The organism is Neisseria sp. HMSC065C04 (assembly GCF_001815375.1).
Taxonomy (GTDB): Bacteria; Pseudomonadota; Gammaproteobacteria; order Burkholderiales; family Neisseriaceae; genus Neisseria; species Neisseria flavescens_D.
Genome location: NZ_KV820422.1, coordinates 193,478 through 214,219, shown reverse-complemented (window position 1 = coordinate 214,219; position 20,742 = coordinate 193,478). Strand labels below are relative to the sequence as shown.

22 protein-coding genes are annotated in these 20,742 nt (G+C 47.7%); 15 read left to right on the top strand and 7 right to left on the bottom strand.

Features of this window, described 5'->3' with window-relative positions; all coding sequences use genetic code 11:
- Positions 1-283: 283 nt before the first annotated feature.
- From HMPREF3022_RS09930 to HMPREF3022_RS09905, 6 genes are all read left to right on the top strand, one after another.
- Positions 284-1,501, top strand: coding sequence for an MFS transporter (locus tag HMPREF3022_RS09930; protein WP_070765561.1), 1,218 nt, complete (start codon positions 284-286; stop codon positions 1,499-1,501).
- Positions 1,502-1,665: 164 nt separating this feature from the next.
- A complete protein-coding gene (locus tag HMPREF3022_RS09925) occupies positions 1,666-2,325 on the top strand; it encodes an amino acid ABC transporter permease (protein WP_049332860.1) in 660 nt (219 codons plus the stop codon).
- Positions 2,315-2,983, top strand: coding sequence for an amino acid ABC transporter permease (locus HMPREF3022_RS09920; RefSeq protein WP_049332861.1), 669 nt, complete (start codon positions 2,315-2,317; stop codon positions 2,981-2,983). Before HMPREF3022_RS09925 ends, HMPREF3022_RS09920 begins: the two co-directional genes overlap by 11 nt.
- Position 2,984: 1 nt before the next feature.
- Complete coding sequence (locus tag HMPREF3022_RS09915) at positions 2,985-3,716, top strand: amino acid ABC transporter ATP-binding protein (protein WP_049332863.1); 732 nt, start codon at positions 2,985-2,987, stop codon at positions 3,714-3,716.
- Between the two features lie 75 nt (positions 3,717-3,791).
- Positions 3,792-4,646, top strand: coding sequence for an amino acid ABC transporter substrate-binding protein (locus HMPREF3022_RS09910; RefSeq protein WP_049332866.1), 855 nt, complete (start codon positions 3,792-3,794; stop codon positions 4,644-4,646).
- 215 nt (positions 4,647-4,861) lie between these two features.
- Positions 4,862-5,326, top strand: a complete 465-nt coding sequence (locus HMPREF3022_RS09905) for a four-helix bundle copper-binding protein (protein WP_049332867.1) — start codon at positions 4,862-4,864, stop codon at positions 5,324-5,326.
- A 61-nt stretch (positions 5,327-5,387) separates the two neighbouring features.
- Here HMPREF3022_RS09905 and HMPREF3022_RS09900 read toward each other — a convergent pair whose 3' ends face one another.
- Complete coding sequence (locus HMPREF3022_RS09900) at positions 5,388-5,921, bottom strand: acyltransferase (RefSeq protein WP_004519047.1); 534 nt, start codon at positions 5,919-5,921, stop codon at positions 5,388-5,390.
- A 281-nt stretch (positions 5,922-6,202) separates the two neighbouring features.
- Between HMPREF3022_RS09900 and rpmE the strand changes: the two genes are divergently transcribed.
- From rpmE to HMPREF3022_RS09855, 9 genes are all read left to right on the top strand, one after another.
- The gene (gene rpmE / locus HMPREF3022_RS09895) at positions 6,203-6,418 is read left to right on the top strand and encodes a 50S ribosomal protein L31 (protein WP_003681847.1); all 216 of its coding nucleotides are present in this window, start codon (positions 6,203-6,205) and stop codon (positions 6,416-6,418) included.
- Positions 6,419-6,653: 235 nt separating this feature from the next.
- The gene (locus HMPREF3022_RS09890) at positions 6,654-8,312 is read left to right on the top strand and encodes an ArnT family glycosyltransferase (RefSeq protein ID WP_070765560.1); all 1,659 of its coding nucleotides are present in this window, start codon (positions 6,654-6,656) and stop codon (positions 8,310-8,312) included.
- Between the two features lie 138 nt (positions 8,313-8,450).
- Entirely contained in the window at positions 8,451-9,338 is an 888-nt protein-coding gene (locus HMPREF3022_RS09885) for a hypothetical protein (protein WP_283119072.1), read from the top strand.
- A gap of 222 nt (positions 9,339-9,560) precedes the next feature.
- Entirely contained in the window at positions 9,561-10,361 is an 801-nt protein-coding gene (locus HMPREF3022_RS09880) for an ABC transporter ATP-binding protein (protein ID WP_070765558.1), read from the top strand.
- Between the two features lie 65 nt (positions 10,362-10,426).
- Complete coding sequence (gene mlaE / locus HMPREF3022_RS09875; protein ID WP_070606268.1) at positions 10,427-11,203, top strand: lipid asymmetry maintenance ABC transporter permease subunit MlaE; 777 nt, start codon at positions 10,427-10,429, stop codon at positions 11,201-11,203.
- Positions 11,204-11,252: 49 nt separating this feature from the next.
- Entirely contained in the window at positions 11,253-11,747 is a 495-nt protein-coding gene (mlaD, locus tag HMPREF3022_RS09870; RefSeq protein WP_049329454.1) for an outer membrane lipid asymmetry maintenance protein MlaD, read from the top strand.
- Between the two features lie 32 nt (positions 11,748-11,779).
- The gene (locus tag HMPREF3022_RS09865) at positions 11,780-12,370 is read left to right on the top strand and encodes an MlaC/ttg2D family ABC transporter substrate-binding protein (protein ID WP_003681817.1); all 591 of its coding nucleotides are present in this window, start codon (positions 11,780-11,782) and stop codon (positions 12,368-12,370) included.
- A gap of 63 nt (positions 12,371-12,433) precedes the next feature.
- Positions 12,434-12,712: an STAS domain-containing protein gene (locus HMPREF3022_RS09860; RefSeq protein ID WP_036493932.1), complete on the top strand. Its 279-nt coding sequence runs from the start codon at positions 12,434-12,436 to the stop codon at positions 12,710-12,712.
- Positions 12,709-13,536, top strand: a complete 828-nt coding sequence (locus HMPREF3022_RS09855) for an MlaA family lipoprotein (RefSeq protein ID WP_070765557.1) — start codon at positions 12,709-12,711, stop codon at positions 13,534-13,536. Before HMPREF3022_RS09860 ends, HMPREF3022_RS09855 begins: the two co-directional genes overlap by 4 nt.
- Positions 13,537-13,810: 274 nt before the next feature.
- Here HMPREF3022_RS09855 and HMPREF3022_RS09850 read toward each other — a convergent pair whose 3' ends face one another.
- The 6 genes from HMPREF3022_RS09850 to tssA are packed head-to-tail and all read right to left on the bottom strand — an operon-like array spanning position 13,811 to position 20,742.
- Positions 13,811-15,253 (bottom strand): prolipoprotein diacylglyceryl transferase, encoded by a 1,443-nt coding sequence (locus HMPREF3022_RS09850; RefSeq protein ID WP_049332877.1) that lies wholly within the window; start codon positions 15,251-15,253, stop codon positions 13,811-13,813.
- Between the two features lie 45 nt (positions 15,254-15,298).
- Positions 15,299-15,712: a type VI secretion system baseplate subunit TssE gene (tssE, locus tag HMPREF3022_RS09845; protein WP_049332879.1), complete on the bottom strand. Its 414-nt coding sequence runs from the start codon at positions 15,710-15,712 to the stop codon at positions 15,299-15,301.
- A complete protein-coding gene (gene tssJ, locus HMPREF3022_RS09840; protein ID WP_049332881.1) occupies positions 15,712-16,251 on the bottom strand; it encodes a type VI secretion system lipoprotein TssJ in 540 nt (179 codons plus the stop codon). Before tssJ ends, tssE begins: the two co-directional genes overlap by 1 nt.
- Before the next feature lie 19 nt (positions 16,252-16,270).
- Positions 16,271-17,380, bottom strand: coding sequence for a type VI secretion system baseplate subunit TssG (tssG, locus tag HMPREF3022_RS09835; RefSeq protein ID WP_070765556.1), 1,110 nt, complete (start codon positions 17,378-17,380; stop codon positions 16,271-16,273).
- On the bottom strand, positions 17,344-19,110 hold the full coding sequence (gene tssF / locus HMPREF3022_RS09830; RefSeq protein WP_070765555.1) for a type VI secretion system baseplate subunit TssF: 1,767 nt from the start codon (positions 19,108-19,110) through the stop codon (positions 17,344-17,346). Before tssF ends, tssG begins: the two co-directional genes overlap by 37 nt.
- A gap of 9 nt (positions 19,111-19,119) precedes the next feature.
- The gene (tssA, locus tag HMPREF3022_RS09825; RefSeq protein ID WP_283119071.1) at positions 19,120-20,742 is read right to left on the bottom strand and encodes a type VI secretion system protein TssA; all 1,623 of its coding nucleotides are present in this window, start codon (positions 20,740-20,742) and stop codon (positions 19,120-19,122) included.

The following is a 20,742-nucleotide window of genomic DNA, read 5'->3' as shown; positions in this document are numbered from 1 at the left end:
AAGGCCGTCTGAAACTTTTCAGACGGCCTTTGTTCTCAAACGAAAATTCAACGGCAATTTGCTTGCTCCGTCGGTACCAAACGAAGAATATTTGACCGCTTCATCCTCAATTCATCCTCAAGCCATATCATTTTTTACCATATCCAAAGAACCAACGGTTATTTATGCCGTTTCTCGCCCAATGCTAGAATCGCGCGTTTATATATCGGCTCGCCGAGAAATCAAATAAATAATATAGTGGCAGGAATAGCTTTTATTCCCTGCCCCCTTACACACAAACATCATGACCGATTCTTCTGCCAAATTACCTAATTTGTGGCTGCTGATTGCCGCTGCCGCCTCCATCCTGCTGATTACCATCGGCATGAGGATGACTTTAGGGCTTTTTGTCCTGCCCGTCGTCAACTCAACCGAATTGAGCATGACCCAGTTCAGCCTGATTATTGCCGTTTTCCAATTGATGTGGGGCATATCGCAACCCTTGTCCGGCGCGTTGGCCGACCGTTTCGGCGCGTTTAAGGTTTTAGCCGGCGGTACGGTTCTATTGATTGCCGCCTGTCTGATGGTGCCGCAAATGCCGACTTATTGGGGGCTGATGCTGGGTATCGGTTTATTATTGGCATTTGGTACGGGTTCGGGCGGATTTTCCATCATTATGGGACAGGTCGCCGCCAAAACGCCGCCTCATCGGCGCGGCTTGGCTTCCGGCTTGGTCAATGCAGGCGGGTCCGCAGGGCAATTTTTGTTCGCGCCGCTGGTTCAAGGTTTGATTGCCCTTCCCCACGTCGGCTGGACGGGGACATTTTATGTTTGGGCAGTCATTGCCATCTTAATTTTGCCGATTTCTTGGTGGCTGGCCGGCGGCAAACATGCTTCTCACACCGTCCATATCGACAACGGCGGCCAAACCCTGAAGCAGGCCGTCTGCAAGGCTTTCGCCAACCGCAGCTATATCTTGCTGCATTTGGGTTTCTTTACCTGCGGTTTCCACATCGCCTTTTTGGTTACCCACCTGCCAACCGAAATTTCACTTTGCGGCCTCCCCGCTACGGTCGCTTCGACCTCCATTGCCATTATTGGTTTGGCAAACATCGCCGGCTGTATTTTTTCAGGCTGGTGTACCGGCAGATTTTTGGGCAAATACGTCCTCTTCGGTTTATATGCTTCGCGTGTCGCCATGATATTGATTTATCTGGCCGCACCTAAAACCGATTTGAACTTCTATCTTTTCGCCGCCGGACTCGGTTTCACTTGGCTGGCAACCGTCGCCCCCACCGCCGCCATTACCGGCAAACTTTTCGGTACGCGCTACTTGGCCACCCTCTTCGGGTTGACCATGTTGAGCCACCAAATCGGCGGCTTTTTGGGTTCATACATCGGCGGCATCGTCATCACTCGCTTCAACGATTACGGCTGGATGTGGTACGCCGACGCAGTCTTGGCAGGCGCGGCCGCCCTGTTGAATTTACTGATTCATGAACGGAAAGCGGCTACCGCCTGACGCGGAAACTTTGACATTTTAAGGCCGTCTGAAACGTTTCAGACGGCCTTTGCCTTATTCCATTTTTTGTGTTTTATCCACAATCGATATTCCTATCCATTATTTAACACTCTCTTACAAACCCGTTAAAATACTGCCTTTATCATGCTGATTGTCTGACTCTGATGAACTGGTCTTATCTGATCGATGCCATCCCTAAATTTGTCGATGCGGCAAAGCTGACGCTGGAATTGTCGGTATATAGCGTCGTTTTGTCGTTGCTGTTCGGCCTGCCCGTTGCCGTGGTTACGGCATACCGCATCCGCCCCTTCTACGCATTGGCACGCGCCTATATCGAGCTGTCGCGCAATACGCCCCTACTGATCCAATTGTTTTTCCTGTATTACGGCCTGCCGAAAATGGGCATTAAATGGGACGGTTTCACCTGCGGCGTGATCGCACTGGTTTTCTTGGGCGCAAGCTATATGGCGGAAGCCATCCGCGCCGGTATTTTGGCCGTCCCCAAAGGGCAGATCGAAGCGGGTAAGGCCATCGGTTTGAGCCGCTTTCAAGTGTTCCGCTATGTCGAATTGCCTCAGGCATGGGCAGTCGCCGTTCCCGCCATCGGCGCAAACGTATTGTTTTTGATGAAAGAAACATCTATCGTCAGCGCGGTCGGCATTGCAGAATTGTTGTTCGTTACCAAAGACATCATCGGCATGGACTATAAAACCAACGAAGCCTTGTTCCTGCTGTTTGCCAGCTACCTGATCATCCTTCTGCCCGTTTCGCTTCTGGCGCGCTGGGCAGAAAACCGCGTACGGAGTGCAAAATATGGTGTTTGACTGGCTGTTTGAAGGACAAAACGCGGCACGCTTGGGCGAAGGCTTGTTGCTGACGGCGCAGATTTCCCTGGCCTCCGTTGCCACCTCCTGCGTATTGGGTACGCTGTTCGGCTTGGTTTTACGTTCGCGCAACCGGCTCATCCGCCTTATCGGACGGTTTTATCTCGAAACCATCCGAATCGTACCGATTTTGGTGTGGCTGTTCGGCCTGTATTTCGGCCTATCCGTCTGGACAGGCATCCACATCGACGGATTTTGGGTCTGCGTCTGGGTATTTACCATGTGGGGCATCGCCGAAATGGGCGATTTGGTCCGCGGAGCATTGGAATCGATTGAAAAACACCAGGTCGAATCAGGCCTGGCACTCGGCTTGAGCCGCGGGCAGGTATTCCGCTACATCGAGCTGCCGCAAAGCATCCGCCGCGTATTGCCCGGCGCCGTCAATCTGTTTACGCGCATGATCAAAACCAGCTCGCTCGCCTCCCTTATCGGCGTCATCGAAGTCGTCAAAGTCGGCCAGCAAATCATCGAAAACTCGCTGCTGACGCAACCCAATGCTTCATTTTGGGTTTACGGCCTGATTTTTATGCTGTATTTCTTCTGTTGCTGGCCGCTGTCGCTGCTGGCGGCAAAACTTGAACAAAAATGGGAACACTGACATGGCTTTACTGAGCATCCGCAACCTGCACAAACAATACGGCAACGTAACCGCCATTCAATCCTTAGACTTGGACTTGGAAAAAGGCGAAGTCATCGTACTGCTGGGCCCGTCCGGCTGCGGCAAATCCACCCTCCTACGCTGCGTAAACGGTTTAGAGCCGCACCAAGGCGGCAGCATCGTGATGGATGGAGTCGGCGAATTCGGCAAAGACGTTTCCTGGCAAACCGCCCGGCAAAAAGTCGGCATGGTCTTTCAAAGCTATGAACTGTTTGCCCACATGACCGTCATCGAAAACATCCTCTTAGGCCCGGTGAAAGTACAAAACCGCAACCGTGCCGAAGCAGAGGCACAAGCTGACAAACTGCTGGAACGCGTCGGCCTGCTCGACCGCAAAAACGCCTATCCGCGCGAACTCTCCGGCGGCCAGAAACAACGCATCGCCATTGTCCGCGCCCTGTGCCTGAATCCGGAAGTCATCCTGCTGGACGAAATCACCGCCGCACTCGACCCCGAAATGGTGCGCGAAGTCTTGGAAGTGGTTTTAGAACTCGCCCATGAAGGCATGAGCATGCTCATCGTAACCCATGAAATGGGGTTTGCTCGCAAAGTTGCCGACCGCATCGTCTTCATGGACAAAGGCGGCATCGTCGAATCGTCCGACCCCGAAACCTTCTTCTCCGCCCCCAAAAGCAAACGCGCCCGCCAATTCTTGGCAGGCATGGACTACTGATTTTATTTTCAGGCCGTCCGAACCCTTTTTCAGACGGCCTCCACTTTCAACCAAACATTTGAAAAGGAAACACTCATGCAATTGAATGCCAAATTCAAAGCCCTCCTCGCCTCCGCCGCCATCGCCGTCGGCCTGACTGCTTGCGGAGGCGGCTCCGGCGATGCCCAATCTTCACAAAATAGCGGCGCGGCAACCGTTGCCTCCATCAAAGAAAAAGGCGTCATCCGTATCGGCGTATTCGGCGACAAGCCTCCGTTCGGCTATGTTGACGCCAACGGTAAAAACCAAGGCTTTGACGTTGAAATCGCCAAAGACCTGGCCAAAGACCTGCTCGGCAGCCCCGACAAAGTCGAATTCGTCCTGACCGAGGCCGCAAACCGCGTCGAATACGTCCGTTCCGGCAAAGTCGACCTCATCCTCGCCAACTTCACCAAAACACCCGAACGCGCCGAAGCCGTCGATTTCGCCGATCCTTACATGAAAGTGGCCTTGGGCGTAGTTTCCCCAAAAGACAAACCGATTACCGACGTTGCGCAATTGAAAGACCAAACCCTTCTGGTCAACAAAGGCACCACCGCCGACGCCTTCTTCACCAAAAACCATCCTGAAGTTAAACTGCTGAAATTCGACCAAAATACCGAAACCTTCGACGCACTGAAAGACGGCCGCGGCGTAGCACTCGCCCACGACAACGCCCTGCTGTGGGCATGGGCAAAAGAAAACCCGAATTTTGAAGTCGCCATCGGCAACCTCGGCCCTGCCGAATTCATCGCCCCGGCTGTTCAAAAAGGCAACACCGACCTCCTGAACTGGGTCAACGGCGAAATCGCCGCCATGAAAAAAGACGGCCGCCTGAAAGCCGCCTATGAAAAAACCCTCTTGCCCGTGTATGGCGAGAAAGTCAAACCGGAAGAATTGTTGGCGGAATAAACCGATTATTTTCTCGGCAAAAAGTCACTTGGCCGTATTTCAGCTATCCGATTTGTGATTGATTTAAACAAATATCATATTTAACAACAGACCGTCTGAACGTGTTATCGATACCTTCAGACGGCCCATTGTTTAAAAACGAATAACATGATAACCTTTTAATAACGGATGAAATAATTCGTCCGATATTTCTACAAAGCAAAAAGGAAACTATGATGAACCGTCGTCAATTTATCGGCAGCGCAGCCGCCGTCTCCCTCACCGCCGCCGCTTCTTTCGCCCGTGCACACGACCACGCAGGCCATGCACACCACGCCGGTCATGCTGGTCACGCGCACTCTGCACCGCGCGCCTACGAAGCTGCGCGCAAAGCGGCCGCACATTGCGTTGAAGCCGGTCAAATCTGTTTGGCACACTGCATCGCCCTGTTGAGCGAAGGCGATACCTCCATGAAAGACTGCGCAGCCGGCGTCAATCAAATGTTGGCACTGTGCGGCACCTTGCAAAACCTCGCTGCCCAAAATTCACGCCTGACTCCGTCTTTGGCAAAAGTGTGCATCGAAGCCTGCAAACAATGTTCTGCCGCCTGCAAAGAGCACGCCGGCCACCACGCTGAATGCAAAGCCTGCTACGAATCTTGCTTGGCTTGCATTAAAGAATGCGAAAAAATTGCTGCTTAATCAATATTAAAAAAGGCCGTCTGAATTTCAGACGGCCTTTTATTTTGCTATTTTGTTTACGCTATTCGGCTGCAAGCTCTTGCTCATCAAGCAGATTTTTCCGAACAATCGCAGGATTGCCCGCTGCCACGCAATAAGGCGGCACATCTTTAGTAACCACCGAACCTGCGCCGATTACCGCACCCTTACCGATGGTAACGCCGCCCATGATAATCGCACGTCTACCAATCCAAACATCGTCTTCAATCACAATCGGGCGAATGTCCGTATAGCCTTCAAAGCGGCGGGTTTCAGGGTTGAATTTGTGGTTGGTTGAATAAAATAGGCATTCCGGCCCCATCATCACGTTCTTGCCGAGGGTCAAACCGCGACAGATTTCGCAGTTTACGCCGATACCCGAATTATCGCCGACTACCGTATCCGGAAAGACGTATCCGCCTTTTTCAATATTGACGTTTTTACCGATGTTTGGAGAAATGCATGCAGCCAAAGCGGCGCGGAATTTTTGCGCAATTCTGCCGAATGGTTTGCAATAAGACGGAGGCAACATTCCTCCCCAAACACGCAAAATGCACGTCAATATCCTTTTCCACATTGATTCCGTCTCCTGTTCGTACAAGCGTAAATATTATTCAGACTATTATTCTTCTTAAAGTTTCACATCTAGAAGAGGTTTTACATCCTCTTTTCAGTTAGATTACAGCCCGATTACACAACATTTGGTTTGAAACTCTATTCTAAACTGTTCTCGCCTGTTGCGAAACTGCCCGCTACGCAAAATATCCGCTTGACGAAACAGCCAAAAATAGCGAAAATTCCACGCTTAACTGAAGTACAGGCAAAACCCCTGTGCCCGCTTAATCGAAAGGAAATCAAATGAAACAAGGTATTCACCCGAACTACCACGAAATCAACGTTACCTGCTCTTGCGGCAACAAATTCGTGACCAAATCCGCAATGGAAAAAGACAGCTTCAACGTTGAGGTTTGCTCTCTGTGCCACCCTTTCTACACCGGTACTCAAAAAATCGTCGACACTACCGGTCGTGTGGACAAATTCAACAACAAATTCGGCAACCTGTTCAAACGCTAATTGCCGCTTTGTCAAAAAGACTGCTTCGTGCAGTCTTTTTTGCATTCAGGCCGTCTGAAACATTTCTTTCAGACAGCCTGAGCTTTTTGTCGTCAACCGAACGCCATATCCTTCCAAACACCCGATAAAAACGAGCCGTAAGCATTATTTTACAAAGCCCTCCGGTCCGGCATATCGCACAAACCCGTCAAACCCTGTACCATTGCTATTCAAACCAACCGTTTTTTGACCTTCCATGCTGACTTACACACCGCCCGATCCGCGCCACCCCCAAAAAACCCATGAAAAACCATGGCTTCTACTGCTGATGGCCTTTGCCTGGCTGTGGCCGGGCGTGTTCTCGCATGACTTGTGGAATCCTGCCGAACCCTCCCTCTTTACCGCCTCCGAGTCCATGAAAAACGGCGGCAGCCTGCTGATTGCACAAATCTTCGGCCAACCCGATTTAACCATTTCCCCTGCTTTTTTATGGGCGGCAACCGCATTCCAAACCCTGTTTTCGCCTTGGGCGGCCGATGCCTATGATGCCGCGCGTTTTGCCGGCGTGGTATTTACCGCCATCGGACTGACCGCCTGCGGTTTTGCCGGTTTCAACTTTCTCGGCAGACATCACGGCCGCAGCGTTGTCTTAATCCTTATCGGCAGCATCGGTTTGCTGCCCATCGCCCACTTCCTCAATCCCATATCGGCCGCTTTTGCCGCATTTGGATTGATTCTGTGCGGCTTTTCACTGGCACGCCGCCACGTCATTATTGCCATTTTGCTGTTGTGCGGCGGCTGGGTTTTACTCTCCCTTTCCTCAGGCTATCTGCTGACCGCAGCCATGATGTTTTTGGCACTTGCCCTGTCGTTCCATTCCACTTGGCAGAGCAAACGCTATCTGCTGACCCTGATCGGCGCCATCGTCGTTTCCCTGCCCCTGCTGATTCTGTATCCGCTGGTTTTATCAAAAACCAATCCTGAATGGTTTGATATTTGGTTCAACCATTATTCCTTAGGCGTATTCGGCGGTTTCCATCAGATTCAGATGGCCTTCAACCTGCCCTATTATCTGAAAAACCTGCTGTGGTTTGCCCTGCCTGCCTGGCCGCTGGCAGCATGGACGCTCAGCCGCACGCGTATCCACGATAAAAACTGGGGTATTCTGAGCCTGTCGTGGCTGGTTATCATGACAGCCCTACTTGCCATCAATCCGCAACGCCTGCAAGACAACCTCGTTTGGCTGTTGCCGCCGCTCGCCCTGCTCGGCGCGGCACAACTGGACGGCCTGCGTCGCGGCGCAGCGGCATTTATCAACTGGTTCGGCATCATGGCATTCGGTTTGATTGCCGTCTTCCTATGGCTGGGCTTCTTCGCCATGAACTACGGCTGGCCCGCCAAACTGGCCGAACGCGCCGCCTATTTCAGCCCGTATTACATCCCCGACATCGACCCGATTCCGATGGCCGTCGCCCTGCTGTTTACCCCGTTGTGGCTCTGGGCGATTACGCGTAAAAACATCCGCGGCCGCCAAGCCGTCACCAACTGGGCAGCCGGCGTTACCTTGGCCTGGGCTTTGCTGATGACCCTGTTTTTACCGTGGCTCAACGCCGCCAAAAGCCATGCGCCGGTGGTACACCAAATGGAAACCGCACTTTCTTCCGAATTGAAACAGAAACTTTCAGACGGCCTCGAATGTATCAGCATCGACGGCCAAGACCAGCGCACACGAATCGCATGGACACAATACAGCCATATCAAAACCACGACCGACAACCCGACCTGCCGCTACCGCCTCATCCGCCAAGCCGCCAACATCGGCGTACCTTCAGGTTGGCAAACCTTGTGGCAAGGCGCAAGACCGCGCAACAAAACCGAGACTTTCCTATTGCTGGAAAAAACTGCGGCGCAGTAAATCACACCAGCCTCAAAACTGAATACCCCCAATCCAACAAAGGCCGTCTGAAAGAACTTTTATCCTTTCAGACGGCCTTTGACTCACTTTAACACCGCTTCCCGTACAATGGCCCTTTTCCCTTATCTGCCTAAAAATATGAAACCCAACCGCCTTTTGCCCCTCGTCCTCTTATTGACCGCCCTCTCCACCCATGCCAAAGATTTCATCATCTACGACCGCATGGACTATGTCGGCAAACCCGACCTGACCGCCAACAAACTCTCCAAAGTGTTCTTGGTTTACGAAAGCGAGTTGGTCAAACCCGATCCGACAGGCAAACGCAAACACGGCGTACTCAACGAAGCGCGCATCCGTGAATTGGCCAAACAATCGCGCCGCGAAGGCTACCGCACCATTTCTACCGACATCGAAAGCTGGTTTGCCGAAAAAGACGGCCAGCTGCTGACACCCGACGAATTGAGAACCGACTTCGCACGGATGTACCAAATCTTCAGAGAAGAAAACCCGCGCGCCTTCATCAGCAACTACGGCATGCCCTCCGAACACCTGCACGGCATCCGCCACTACCGCCCCAACGTTGACAACGAAGCCATCTTGGCCAAATGGCGGCAAGTCAGCAAACGCCGTGCGCCCACCGCCGCCATCAGCGACTATGCCAATCCTGTGTTCTACATCACTTCCCCCGATTTGGTGCAATGGGAAAAAGACGTGAAAACCGCCGTTGACGACATCCATCAACGCTTTCCCAACAAAAAAATCATCGGCTACATCTGGCCGCAATATTATTCGGCTACCAACAGCCCTTATTTCAAGCAATTCATCGACCCCGTCCGCTGGCGCAAAATGCTTGAAATCAGCAAAAAATACACCGACGGCGTAATTATCTGGTCGGACAAGCGTGATGAAAACAACCAAATCGTGCGTTGGAACGATCCACGCATCCAAGCCACGATGAAAGCGACTCAAGCCTTCATCCATGCCAATGCCAAAGAAATCAAGGTGGAAGGTTTGCAGAAATATTAAAAACAAGGCGGGTATATTTACCCGCCTCTTTATTTACCTACACAACTGTCTGTATGTTTGACACAACACGCTGCAAAACGACCGTACCACCAACGCTTCTGCATTCTTTCACACGTTTTTACCCGTTATTCCTAAGTGCAGGCCGTCTGAAAATTGCCCGAATATCCAATACCCTTTACAATACCCGTAATTAAAATACATTTTTCGACACTCCCCTCCTGCATGAGTTCCACACCCTTCATCGAAATGAAAGACGTTGCCTTCGCATATGGCGACCGTCCTATTCTGAACAACATCAACTTCAGCATTCCACAAGGCAATTTCGCCGCCGTAATGGGTGGTTCGGGCAGCGGTAAAACCACGCTGATGCGCCTGATTACGGGTCAAATCCGCCCGCAATCGGGCAAAGTGCTGATTGAAGGGCGTAATTTGGCCGCATTTTCAGCGCAGGAGCTGTACGAACACCGCCGCCGCATGGGCGTTTTGTTCCAACACGGCGCATTGTTCACCGACTTATCCGTCTTCGACAACATCGCCTTCCCCATGCGCGAACTGACGGATTTGCCCGAAGCGGTCATCCGCGATTTAGTATTGCTGAAACTGAATGCAGTCGGTTTGCGCGGCATTGAAAACCTGATACCTTCCGAGCTTTCCGGCGGTATGTCGCGCCGCGTCGCCCTTGCGCGTACGATTGCGCTCGACCCTGAAATCATGTTGTACGACGAACCTTTCACCGGCCTCGACCCGATTTCGCTGGGCGTCATCGCCCACCTCATCAGCCGTGCCAACAAAGCCTTGCGCTCAACCAGCGTGATGGTAACGCACGATATCGAAAAATCACTGGAAATCGTCGATCAAGTGATTTTCCTGGCACACGGCGAAATCATGTTCTCCGGCTCGCCCGAAGAAATGCGCGAGCTCGACTCGCCTTGGGTACGCCAGTTTGTCGGCGGTTTGGCAGACGGCCCTGTCGCCTACCGCTATCCGGCGCAAACGACTTTAAAACAAGACTTGCTGGGCTGATGTTCAGACGGCCTGAAACTTAAACAAGGCCGTCTGAAAACCATTTAACCAATCAACTGAAACCTATGAATTTTATCCGTTCCGTCGGGGCAAAAACCCTCGGCTTCATCCAATCGCTAGGCAGCATTACGCTGTTTTTCCTGCATATCCTGGCAAAATCAGGTACGGCGTTTGCCCGCCCGCGCCTGAGCATCCGCCAGGTTTACTTTGCAGGCGTGTTGTCTGTCCTGATTGTTGCCGTCTCCGGCCTGTTTGTCGGCATGGTGTTGGGCTTGCAGGGCTATACGCAGCTGGCAAAATTCAAATCCGCCGATATTCTGGGCTATATGGTTGCCGCTTCCCTGTTGCGTGAATTGGGTCCCGTATTGGCAGCTATTCTTTTTGCCAGCAGCGCGGGCGGTGCCATGACCAGCGAAATCGGCTTAATGAAAACCACTGAGCAGCTTGAAGCAATGAACGTGATGGCGGTCGACCCTGTGGCACGCGTGGTTGCGCCGCGCTTTTGGGCGGGTGTGTTTTCCATGCCTTTGTTGGCATCAATTTTCAATGTTGCCGGCATTTACGGCGCGTATTTGGTCGGCGTCGAATGGCTGGGTTTGGATGGCGGTATTTTCTGGTCGCAAATGCAAAACAACATTACCTTCCATTACGACGTACTCAACGGCTTAATCAAATCCGCCGCCTTCGGTGTAGCCGTTACGCTGATCGCCGTACATCAGGGCTTCCACTGCGTACCGACTTCCGAAGGTATTTTGCGCGCCAGTACACGCACCGTAGTGTCTTCCGCCCTGACTATCCTCGCCGTCGACTTCATGTTGACCGCATGGATGTTTACCGACTAAAGGCCGTCTGAAACGACACTTAAAAAGAATGAAACAAGGACAATAGCACATGAAAAAAAATGCTTTGGAATTTTGGGTAGGACTGTTTGTCTTACTGGGCGCAGCCGCTATCGGCTTTCTCGCCTTCCGTGCCGCCGGCGGACAATCGTTCGGCAAATCATCACAAACCTACACCGTCTATGCCGATTTCAGCGACATCGGCGGCTTGAAAACCAACGCCCCGGTCAAATCCGCAGGCGTACTGGTGGGCCGCGTTGCATCCATTCAGCTCGACCCTAAATCCTATCAGGCAAAAGTTGCCCTCAATCTGGACAGTCAATATCAGTTCAGCAGCGACGTTTCCGCACAAATCCTGACTTCAGGCTTGTTGGGCGAACAATACATCGGCCTGCAACAAGGCGGCGATACTGATTCTTTGGCGGCAGGCGACACCATTACCGTCACCAGCTCCGCCATGGTTTTGGAAAACCTTATCGGCAAATTCATGACCAGCTTTGCCGAAAAAAACGCAGACAGTGAATCTGCCGGTCAAAACAAACAATAAACACATATCAACCCAATATTCAGGACACTCCCATGAAAAAAACTTCCTTCATCAGCGCATTGAGCATCGGCGTATTGAGCATCAGCATGGCATTTGCCTCTCCTGCCGACGCAGTCAACCAAGTCCGTGAAAACTCCGTTCAAGTGCTGAAAATCCTCAACAGCGGCGATGCCAACACTGCACGCCAAAAAGCTGAAGCCTACGCCATCCCTTACTTCGACTTCCAACGCATGACAGCTTTGGCCGTCGGCAACCCATGGCGTACTGCAACTGACGCACAAAAACAAGCGTTGACTAAAGAGTTCCAAACCCTGCTGATCCGCACCTACTCCGGCACCATGCTGAAATTCAAAAACGCCAAGGTCAACATCAAAGACAACCCGGTCGTAAACAAAGGCGGTAAAGAAATCGTCGTCCGCGCCGAAATCAACGTTTCCGGCCAAAAACCGGTCAACATGGACTTCACCACCTACCAAAGCGGCAGCAAATACCGCGCATATAATGTCGCAGTAGAAGGCGCAAGCTTGGTTACCGTATACCGCAACCAATTCGGCGAAACCATCAAAGCCAAAGGCATCGACGGCCTGATTGCCGACTTGAAAGCCAAAAACGGCGGTAAATAATCCACCCCCGCACCATGCCGCCTGATGTTCAGACGGCATGGTGCCTTACATCATAAAGACACCATGCAAACAGAAATCCGCAACGGCACGCTCTACATCAGCGGCGACGTTACCGTCAAAACCCTGACTGCCTCCGCCTTTGCGCGCTACGAACAACAATGCCGTCTGAAAGAAACAGACAGTATAGACTTCAGCCAAGTAGGCAAAGCAGATTCAGCCTGCGTTTCCCTGCTGCTCAACGCTCTGCGCCGGACAGACAAAAAACCGACCATTCAAAACATTCCCGATTCCGTCCGCGCACTGGCCGAACTTTACGAAATCAAAGACTGGTTGCAATCATGAAAAAAACCACCGCTTCACTCTGCCTCCTCATCAGCATAGCCTCCGCTCCCGCACTTGCCGAACGCAATCCAGCCGACCCTTACGAAGGCTACAACCGTACCGTTTCCAAGTTCAACGACAAAGCAGACAAATACGTCCTTTCCCCTGTCGCACGCGGTTATCGCAAAATAACGCCCAAACCGGTGCGTACCGGCGTGATCAACTTCTTCAACAACCTGCGCGATGTCGTCAGCTTCGGCAGCAATGTACTGCGCCTTGACGTCAAACGCGCCAGCGAAGACCTCGTCCGCGTCGGCATCAACACCACCTTCGGCCTTGGCGGTTTAATCGACGTAGCCGGTGCAGGCGGTGTGCCCAGCAATAAAAACACCCTCGGCGATACCTTCGCCTCATGGGGCTGGAAAAACAGCAACTACTTCGTTGTCCCCCTACTCGGCCCGTCTACCGTACGCGATACCGTCGGCAACGCCGTCACCACCGTCTATCCGGTTAAAAATGCCGTCTTCCACACCAGAGCAGGACGCTGGGGCACAATCGGCCTGCAAGCCATCAACACCCGTGAAGAACTGCTCGACCTGACCGACAGCCTCGAAGGTGCAGCCATCGACAAATACAGCTACACACGCGACCTTTACATGAAAGTCCGCACCCAACAAACCGGCGGCACGCTCCCTCAAAGCGAAGACGACAACATCGACATTGATGACTTGGTAGACAGCAATGCCACTTCCGAACCGGTAGCAGCCCCCCAATCCACTCCGGAAGAAATCCCCGATACAGCCAATCCCCAAACCCTGTATCAAACACCATCAGAAAACCTCTGATTTTCTAGGTATTAAGAGCCATAACCTTCGTAGTGTTTTAGAAATCTAGATTTTGAAGTTTTACAAAAGCTACGAATAATTCATATGCTTACTATCCATTAAATACAAAAAAGCTTACTTAATGATTTAAGTAAGCTTTTTTATTCACGAGAACGAATTTCTTAAGACCTTTTACAATTACCTGAAGAATCAAAATCCATTTAACTTAAAACTAAGATTTTTCAGACGGCCTTTTCTCATAACTGAGAACTAACTCGACTATATTGGTTACCTTTTACTCAGCCACATCATCTTCATGCACGATAATGTGATTCACATAAACTGGCTGCGCAGAAATTTCATTTGAAAATGAATCGGTTATTGGTGCTGATGCTTCGGTTCCCGATAAAGTTTCATGTGTAGAATGAGTTGCTTCTGTTAACTGGTCGGCTTGCATCCCTACAGACGGAATACCCTCTAATTGTGTAGATTCTTGATTATCGGCTTTAGGCTGAGTTTCAAATACCGTTACACGATCTTCCACAGAGGACGATGCTGGAATAACAACCTCTGGTACAGACGGTTTCTCTTCTACCTTATGATCGGCCTCTATAAAAGTCTCTTCTATTATAGGATTGTGTACCGTTTCAGAAGCTCCAGTCGGTTCAAATGCTTTGACTTCCTCAGGTTGTTCTACAACTTTATGCTCATCTACTACCGGTGGTTGCACTACCTCGGATGCTTCTACTGCCGATGACTGTTCTACAGTCTTAGCCGTTGCTGCATCCACTGGCTGCTCAACTTTAGACTCATCCACTATAGGTTGCGCCACTACTGCAGGCATATCTGCTTCAGATGGCTGTTCTACAGTCTTAGTTTCTACAATCACTGGCTGTTCTGCAGCTTTAGATTCACTTGCTATTGGTTGTTCTACTGCCTCAGGTGTTTCTACTATAGATGACTGCTCTACGAACTTAGTTTCTTCAACTACTGATTTTTCCACAGCCTTAGATTCATCTACTGCAGGTTGCTCTACCTTTTCAGGAGTCTCTACAGATTGAACATTTGGCTTAGATGTATTTAACGTTGTTTCAATATCTGCCTGTTTAACATCTTCTGTTTTAACCTTCTTATCAAGAAGATTATCAGAAGGATATTGATCATCTTTAGACTTTTTACCGTCTTCAGCTTGTGTAGTTTTTGAATGATGAGCCGGCTCAACTGATATCGTTGTTCCTGATTCTTCTGCTGTTTGTTCCAGATTTTCTGGTTCTATCACCGCTGGTTCTGCTTCCACCGGCTTCAATGCAGGATTGTGTGGCTCAGCCTTAGAATTTTTGTCTTCTAAATCTGGCTGCTGGTTTTCACTTGGATATTTCTGAACGGCTTTTTCAGGAGATGAGGATTTAGTTTTGGCGGTATGGCAGTTTTCCCCTATTTTGATGAGTTCAATTCCAGAAACTAAAAAATTGGGGCTTTCTAATTTTCCTTTTAAAGCAACATAGATTGGCGTGCTTTCAGGCATATTTTTTCTGGCACTGACAATCTCTGCTGTCGCCTCATAGCCATTTCCACTACCGGGTAATAAAGCATAAGTATTTTTCAGATTACAACTCTCAATTCGTACATAATTATTTTGAGTAACTAATGTACCTTCTAAATCATACTCTTTAGCTAAGGCTGTCTGGGCAGCTGCTGAAAGCAATACACTGCAAGTAAGAAAAAAGTGTTTAACCATATATTTAGTTCTTAATTTTAAAGTAATCTGTTGATACCTAAAAAGTTACGCTCGGCTGCGTTTAACAGAAACCGTTCCTTCAGGCATAAAATAAGTGTCTATGACTACAGCACCAGCATTTTCAATTTCACATTCAAGCTGATAGCATAAAACCATAATATTGTCTTTAGACTCAGTTAGTCGAATGTCTAAATTTCTCAATCTGGGTTCATATTTCAATAAGGTCTTCCGCATGAAATATCGTAAATCATGTGCACTAGACGGTAAATTCTTATAAACCATACTAAGGTCAGGGATTCCATAATCAGGTAAATGCTTCAAGGAACCACTCCGACTATTGAGAATGCGTTGGATATTATCTAAAACACTCCTAACTAACTGGAAACCATCTGGAAGCCCATCTAGTGGCAAGCCATCAGAATAAAACCCCGTTAATTTCTCATAGAGGGCTGCATCCATTATTTGACTTTCTTTTCGGTCTCTTGAATTACAACTTTATTATCTACCAACTCAACAACTAAAGGCTTTTTATTTTTCAGCTGTTTTTTGGATAGAAGCATTTTCCACGGTTGATCCTCTCCTACCCGATTATAAAAAGCCACGATACCAACATACTTGGTCTCTTTATCCAAGGTTTCATCCAAGCTGATAGTTTCACCAGGCCGAATGGTATATTGCTTATACCCTTCTACCAAATCATTGCCCAAAATGGTTTTATCTTGATTAAGCAAGTCACGATAAGATGCAACTTCATAATTCTGCTTATCTCTAAGCTGATAAATGCGAACAACTGTCGATAACGATTGACCCCGTTCATTTTGATTCAACCCATTACGAGCAACCAAGTCAATCTTTAATATCTTTAACTTAGTATAAAAGATACTTTTAGTTACATTGGTCGTACCATCTTTCACACCTTGCAAAACCCCGCAACCTGATAATACCGCGCACAACAAGGCTAATGCGCAGACTGACTGAATTCTAGTTTTCTTATTCATGATTTTCCGTTTTCTTAAATTAGTTTGAATATGTATAGTTCGCTATCTTTATTTGCTTGTCTTGATGCATCGTACCTAAACCGGTATTAATCCCCAACATTTGTTTTTTTGCTAAACGGCTTTGAGGTATCCATTGCTTCTTGATGTTTAGGTAAATGCTTGCATCAAAACGGCAACCCAAATAAAGCTTCAATAATTCAAGTAATTTTTGGTGTAATGTTTGTTTTGGTAATAGAAGTTGTGCATTCTCAAATGTATCTGGTGTAATCTCAATACGTATCAGATGACTATGATCTTTTATTCTACTGCCTAAAGATGCACTTCCTCCATCCAATCTCAAACCGGCTTTCCCCAACTCACGATTTTTTTCCAATATTACCCACTGAGGCTGAAATTCTTTTACTGTTACATCTGCAAAAGGTAGCAAATATCTAACTATACTGATAATACCTTCTTTTGTTCGGGTGCGCTGATAAAAAACACTGAACAATCCCAAGATTCTGCTATCTAGCAAAGGATGTATAAATTTGCCGTTTACCATCCCCTGCCCAATAAGGTGCAGAAGAGAGCGAGATAAATCATCCTGCCCTTCATTTTGAAACAAAAACGGATAGCGGTATTTTTTCCATGCCTGAAAAAACAGGGTTGTAATTCTATGGTTAAAAATATCCAAAAATGCGGCTAAGCTTTCACTACCGTCTTTATGCGTTGCAATATCGTTCAGGAAATAATCCGGCAAGACAGCATCTACGCCATACAAACCTAAAAATGTTGTCCTTACAGTTGGTAACTCGGCTTCCGCATCATATTCTACCGATGCAATTTCCCCAGAAGGGAAAGATAGAGACTTCACCCTTCTGAATCTTACCATTGACTCTACAGCTTTTTCTTCAGCACTATCGGCAAGCGTTTCCAAAACCCGACAAAATTGGAAAAAATTCATTGTTGCTGCATTGCGTACAATAAACTCTCCCAATTTCTCTTGAAAAATTTCAGATGCTATACCTTCGCGATGAGATTTATTTCTGGGAATCTCCCATAGAGGAAGTGTCTGTCTGCCGTTATTTTCTTTAGCACTTTTATGCGCTGTTTCTAAAACCGTGTGATAGTTGTTTTGCTGTCTTTCCATGTATATGTTTTCCCGGATGGCAGAGAAACTATGCTGAACCGGGTAAATAGGTTCAAATCAGCATACATTGCAAAAAATTCGTTCAATAATTCTCCGAACAAATAAATTTCTGCTTCCCCATTAAATGCAGTTGAATCAAATGTTACTGTAATATGAACTCCACGATGAACTGCACCACGCTCGATTCTTTGTACCGTTTCATGCTTAACGTCAACAATCCCGTTCAATCTGCGCTTATTCAATTCATCTTCGGTCCAATCGTAAATCGACAATGCACCTTTCAAACTATCAACGTTTAGTAATGATAGATAATTTGGTGACAAATGGGACAAGATACGCCATTGAAATCTGTCTTCTGTTGGAGGATAGCATGACAACGTCGGAGTCGTAAGGTTTCTTACCATTTTAATATTGGGCTCGGCTATATCAGTGTCTTGAATCTGGGTTTCCCTCAAACTCTTACGTGGCAAAGCACCATTGGTCCCTACTACTTTTAGAGAAAGTGTTTCAGTAGGCAGAATATCTTTTCTATCCCACAACAATCCTCCAAGCATAATAAATGTTTCATGCTTTCCAGATACTCCTCGTTTTACCTTCGTATGGTAATACCGTTCCGGAGCATCATATTTCATCAACCCACCACGATGTTGGAATGACGAGAAAGGAATATATGAGTAGCGCTTGCCTGTCTCATGATTTACAGCTTCCACTTCATTTACTGAATACACCTCTACTGCCATACCTTCATGCAACAAAGGCTTAACAGGGTATTCAAATGCCTTGTGATCCACCCGAATAGGCTCAGCCTCCATGTCAAAGAGGTTAATGGCAGGAACACAGTTTAATTTCAGGCAATCTGGAGGAAATCTAAGCTCTGAAGGATATTGTTTGGATAGAACTACATTAATACTAAACTCATTAATGCGTTCCGACCATTCTTCGGCATCAATACCAATCAAATCAATAAAGAAAAACTTCTGTTTAAAACAAAAATATTCCAATAGTAATTGATATCCACTGAAACTGTTATTTACTTTTTCCCACAATCTCTCATCTTCGGCAAATCCGACGGCCTTAAACCGTATATTACCTCCAGATGGTAGTTCGGCATGATGGATACTGATTTGAGCAGCCTGATTTAACAAGGCATGACGTAATGCGAAAGCGACTGGTTCATCAGCAGAAATATAAATTCTGATTTTAGAAAAATCCAAATTGTCTTTCTGCGTCTGCCTGTGAATACCAAAAGTCAATTTGATGACACTTTGACCATTTGCATCATAATCCAATAACGTATGCAAGATACTCAAGGGTTGGAGTTTAACATCACCTGTAGTTCGGTACAGGCATCTCGTCAACCTGTCATTAATATTAATGGGCTCAGATTGTACGGATAGTCCTTTTTTAACAAGCTGCCCGCCCTGCAACTTGTTATCATCTGGAATTAACTCTAAAACAGTTAAAGAAGGAATCATCCTCAGATAATGAGGCCACAGCATATTGACCAAACCCTCAGTCAATTCTGGAAAGTCATCATCAAGTTTTTGTCTGATTCTTCCTGTTAAGAAAGCAAAGCCTTCAAACAAGCGCTCCACATAAGGATCGCGTGTACCTACTCTGTCTAAATTCAGCATTGCGGCACGATCAGGGTGAGCTTTTGAGAACTCTAACCCTGCTTCCTTGAGATACCGCATCTCTTCTTCATAATAACGTAATGTGGGATCTGACATAATATATGTTTAATCAATTAATTCTAATGCACGGACAATATCAGCCTGCATTAATTCAGTTCGTAAAAATTCAAGTTGCCCAGTAGCTTCCGTATCTTTCTTATCAAAATTTTCATTTAACAGCTGATACCACAAAGCATATACATCAAATGCAAAATGTTTATCCCACTCTTTTACTGTCAAAACCTGCATCTGCCGTGAAGCCTGTTCCAACAGTTTCAATGCCCAATCTGCTTTTTGATTGTTTGCAGCCAAACGGGCCATCATCAGCCACTTTTTAACCTGCCCTGCACCTGACTGCAACTCTGGTAATGTTTCCAACCAAGCAAAAGCAGCATCCAAACCTTGTTCTTGTGTTTTTAACAAAGCCTGTTGCCATTGACTTTCTTGGTTTTCTACCTGAGATGATGATTCTATTACTGCTTTTTGAACTGTTCGGCTACTAGTCTGCTTGCGCATCGATGGCATAACCTTTTGCTCCAACCACGTAAGCGTATCGGCTGAAACAAACGGAAATCCGTTATCAAAACTTAATCCAGTCAAGCCATCACATCTGGTCAGTAATGATTTCAGCTCAAATAATGATGAGTCAACCTGAGAAAGATATAAACCACCCAAAGCCTGCTGTCCTTGCCACGCGTAATATTGCAAATCGAGCCAATACTGATTAGCGCCTTCTAAAAAAGCCGCTTCTACTCTATCAAGCAAATCCCGCCATTGCTGCTCATTAACCAAACGATTTAAAGTTGCCAATAAATCTGTCCTTGGAGCTTTCAAACGAGTCTGACCATTTTGATGAGGCGGGATACCATTTAGCCCACCCCAACGTACAGCGCGAATCATCTTATATGCAGGCCAATATCCATCATCCTGCTCTCTTAAATAGGCGGCATTAATCCTAACTTGATCGAGTAAGGCTTTAGAAGAGTTAACTTGAGTGACAGCTAAACTTTCAGACGGCCTCTGACTCTCTTGACGAATCTGTGGTACAACTTCCTGGTCAATAGGTGTACTAACTTCCTGACTTTGACTTGTACTTGTCTGAGGTGATGAAAAACGAACAGATGACTCTTCAAAATATTGCAATAACGGAAACAGGCTGGGACGTACTGATTCTTCCCATCCCTCAAGATAATGCTGCAACGACATTAACGCCGATAATGTCCGCTTAAGGTCTACCGAATTAGATAATTCAGTCCCTTTGAGAGTATCCAACACTCTTTCCCCAGACAGCCAATTTAATGCATTGCGTTTTTGTACCGGCTTTTTCGGCCATAGTGATTGATCAAATTTTTGCAGCAATCCACATAAAATTTCCAAACCATCTGAAAAACCTGCCAACCCCCTATCTCGCAAAGCGGCAAAAATATAATAAGTTGCTACTCTCAAGTCTTTAGATTGACGTTTTAACAAGCGTTCAGAAGCATCCAAAATCAATCGGCAATCAATACCTGAAAGTTTGGCCAATTCAATTTTAATAGCCTCAAAATCATCGGCATATGCAACATCCTCGCCACAAGGGTGGCCGTCTGAAACAGGTTCTAGCCACTCTTGCCAGCGATGAATATTGTTATCGGTGATTGATGTACCCTCATCACCAAGTATCGGCTTTACCCATTGGGGTAATGTCAT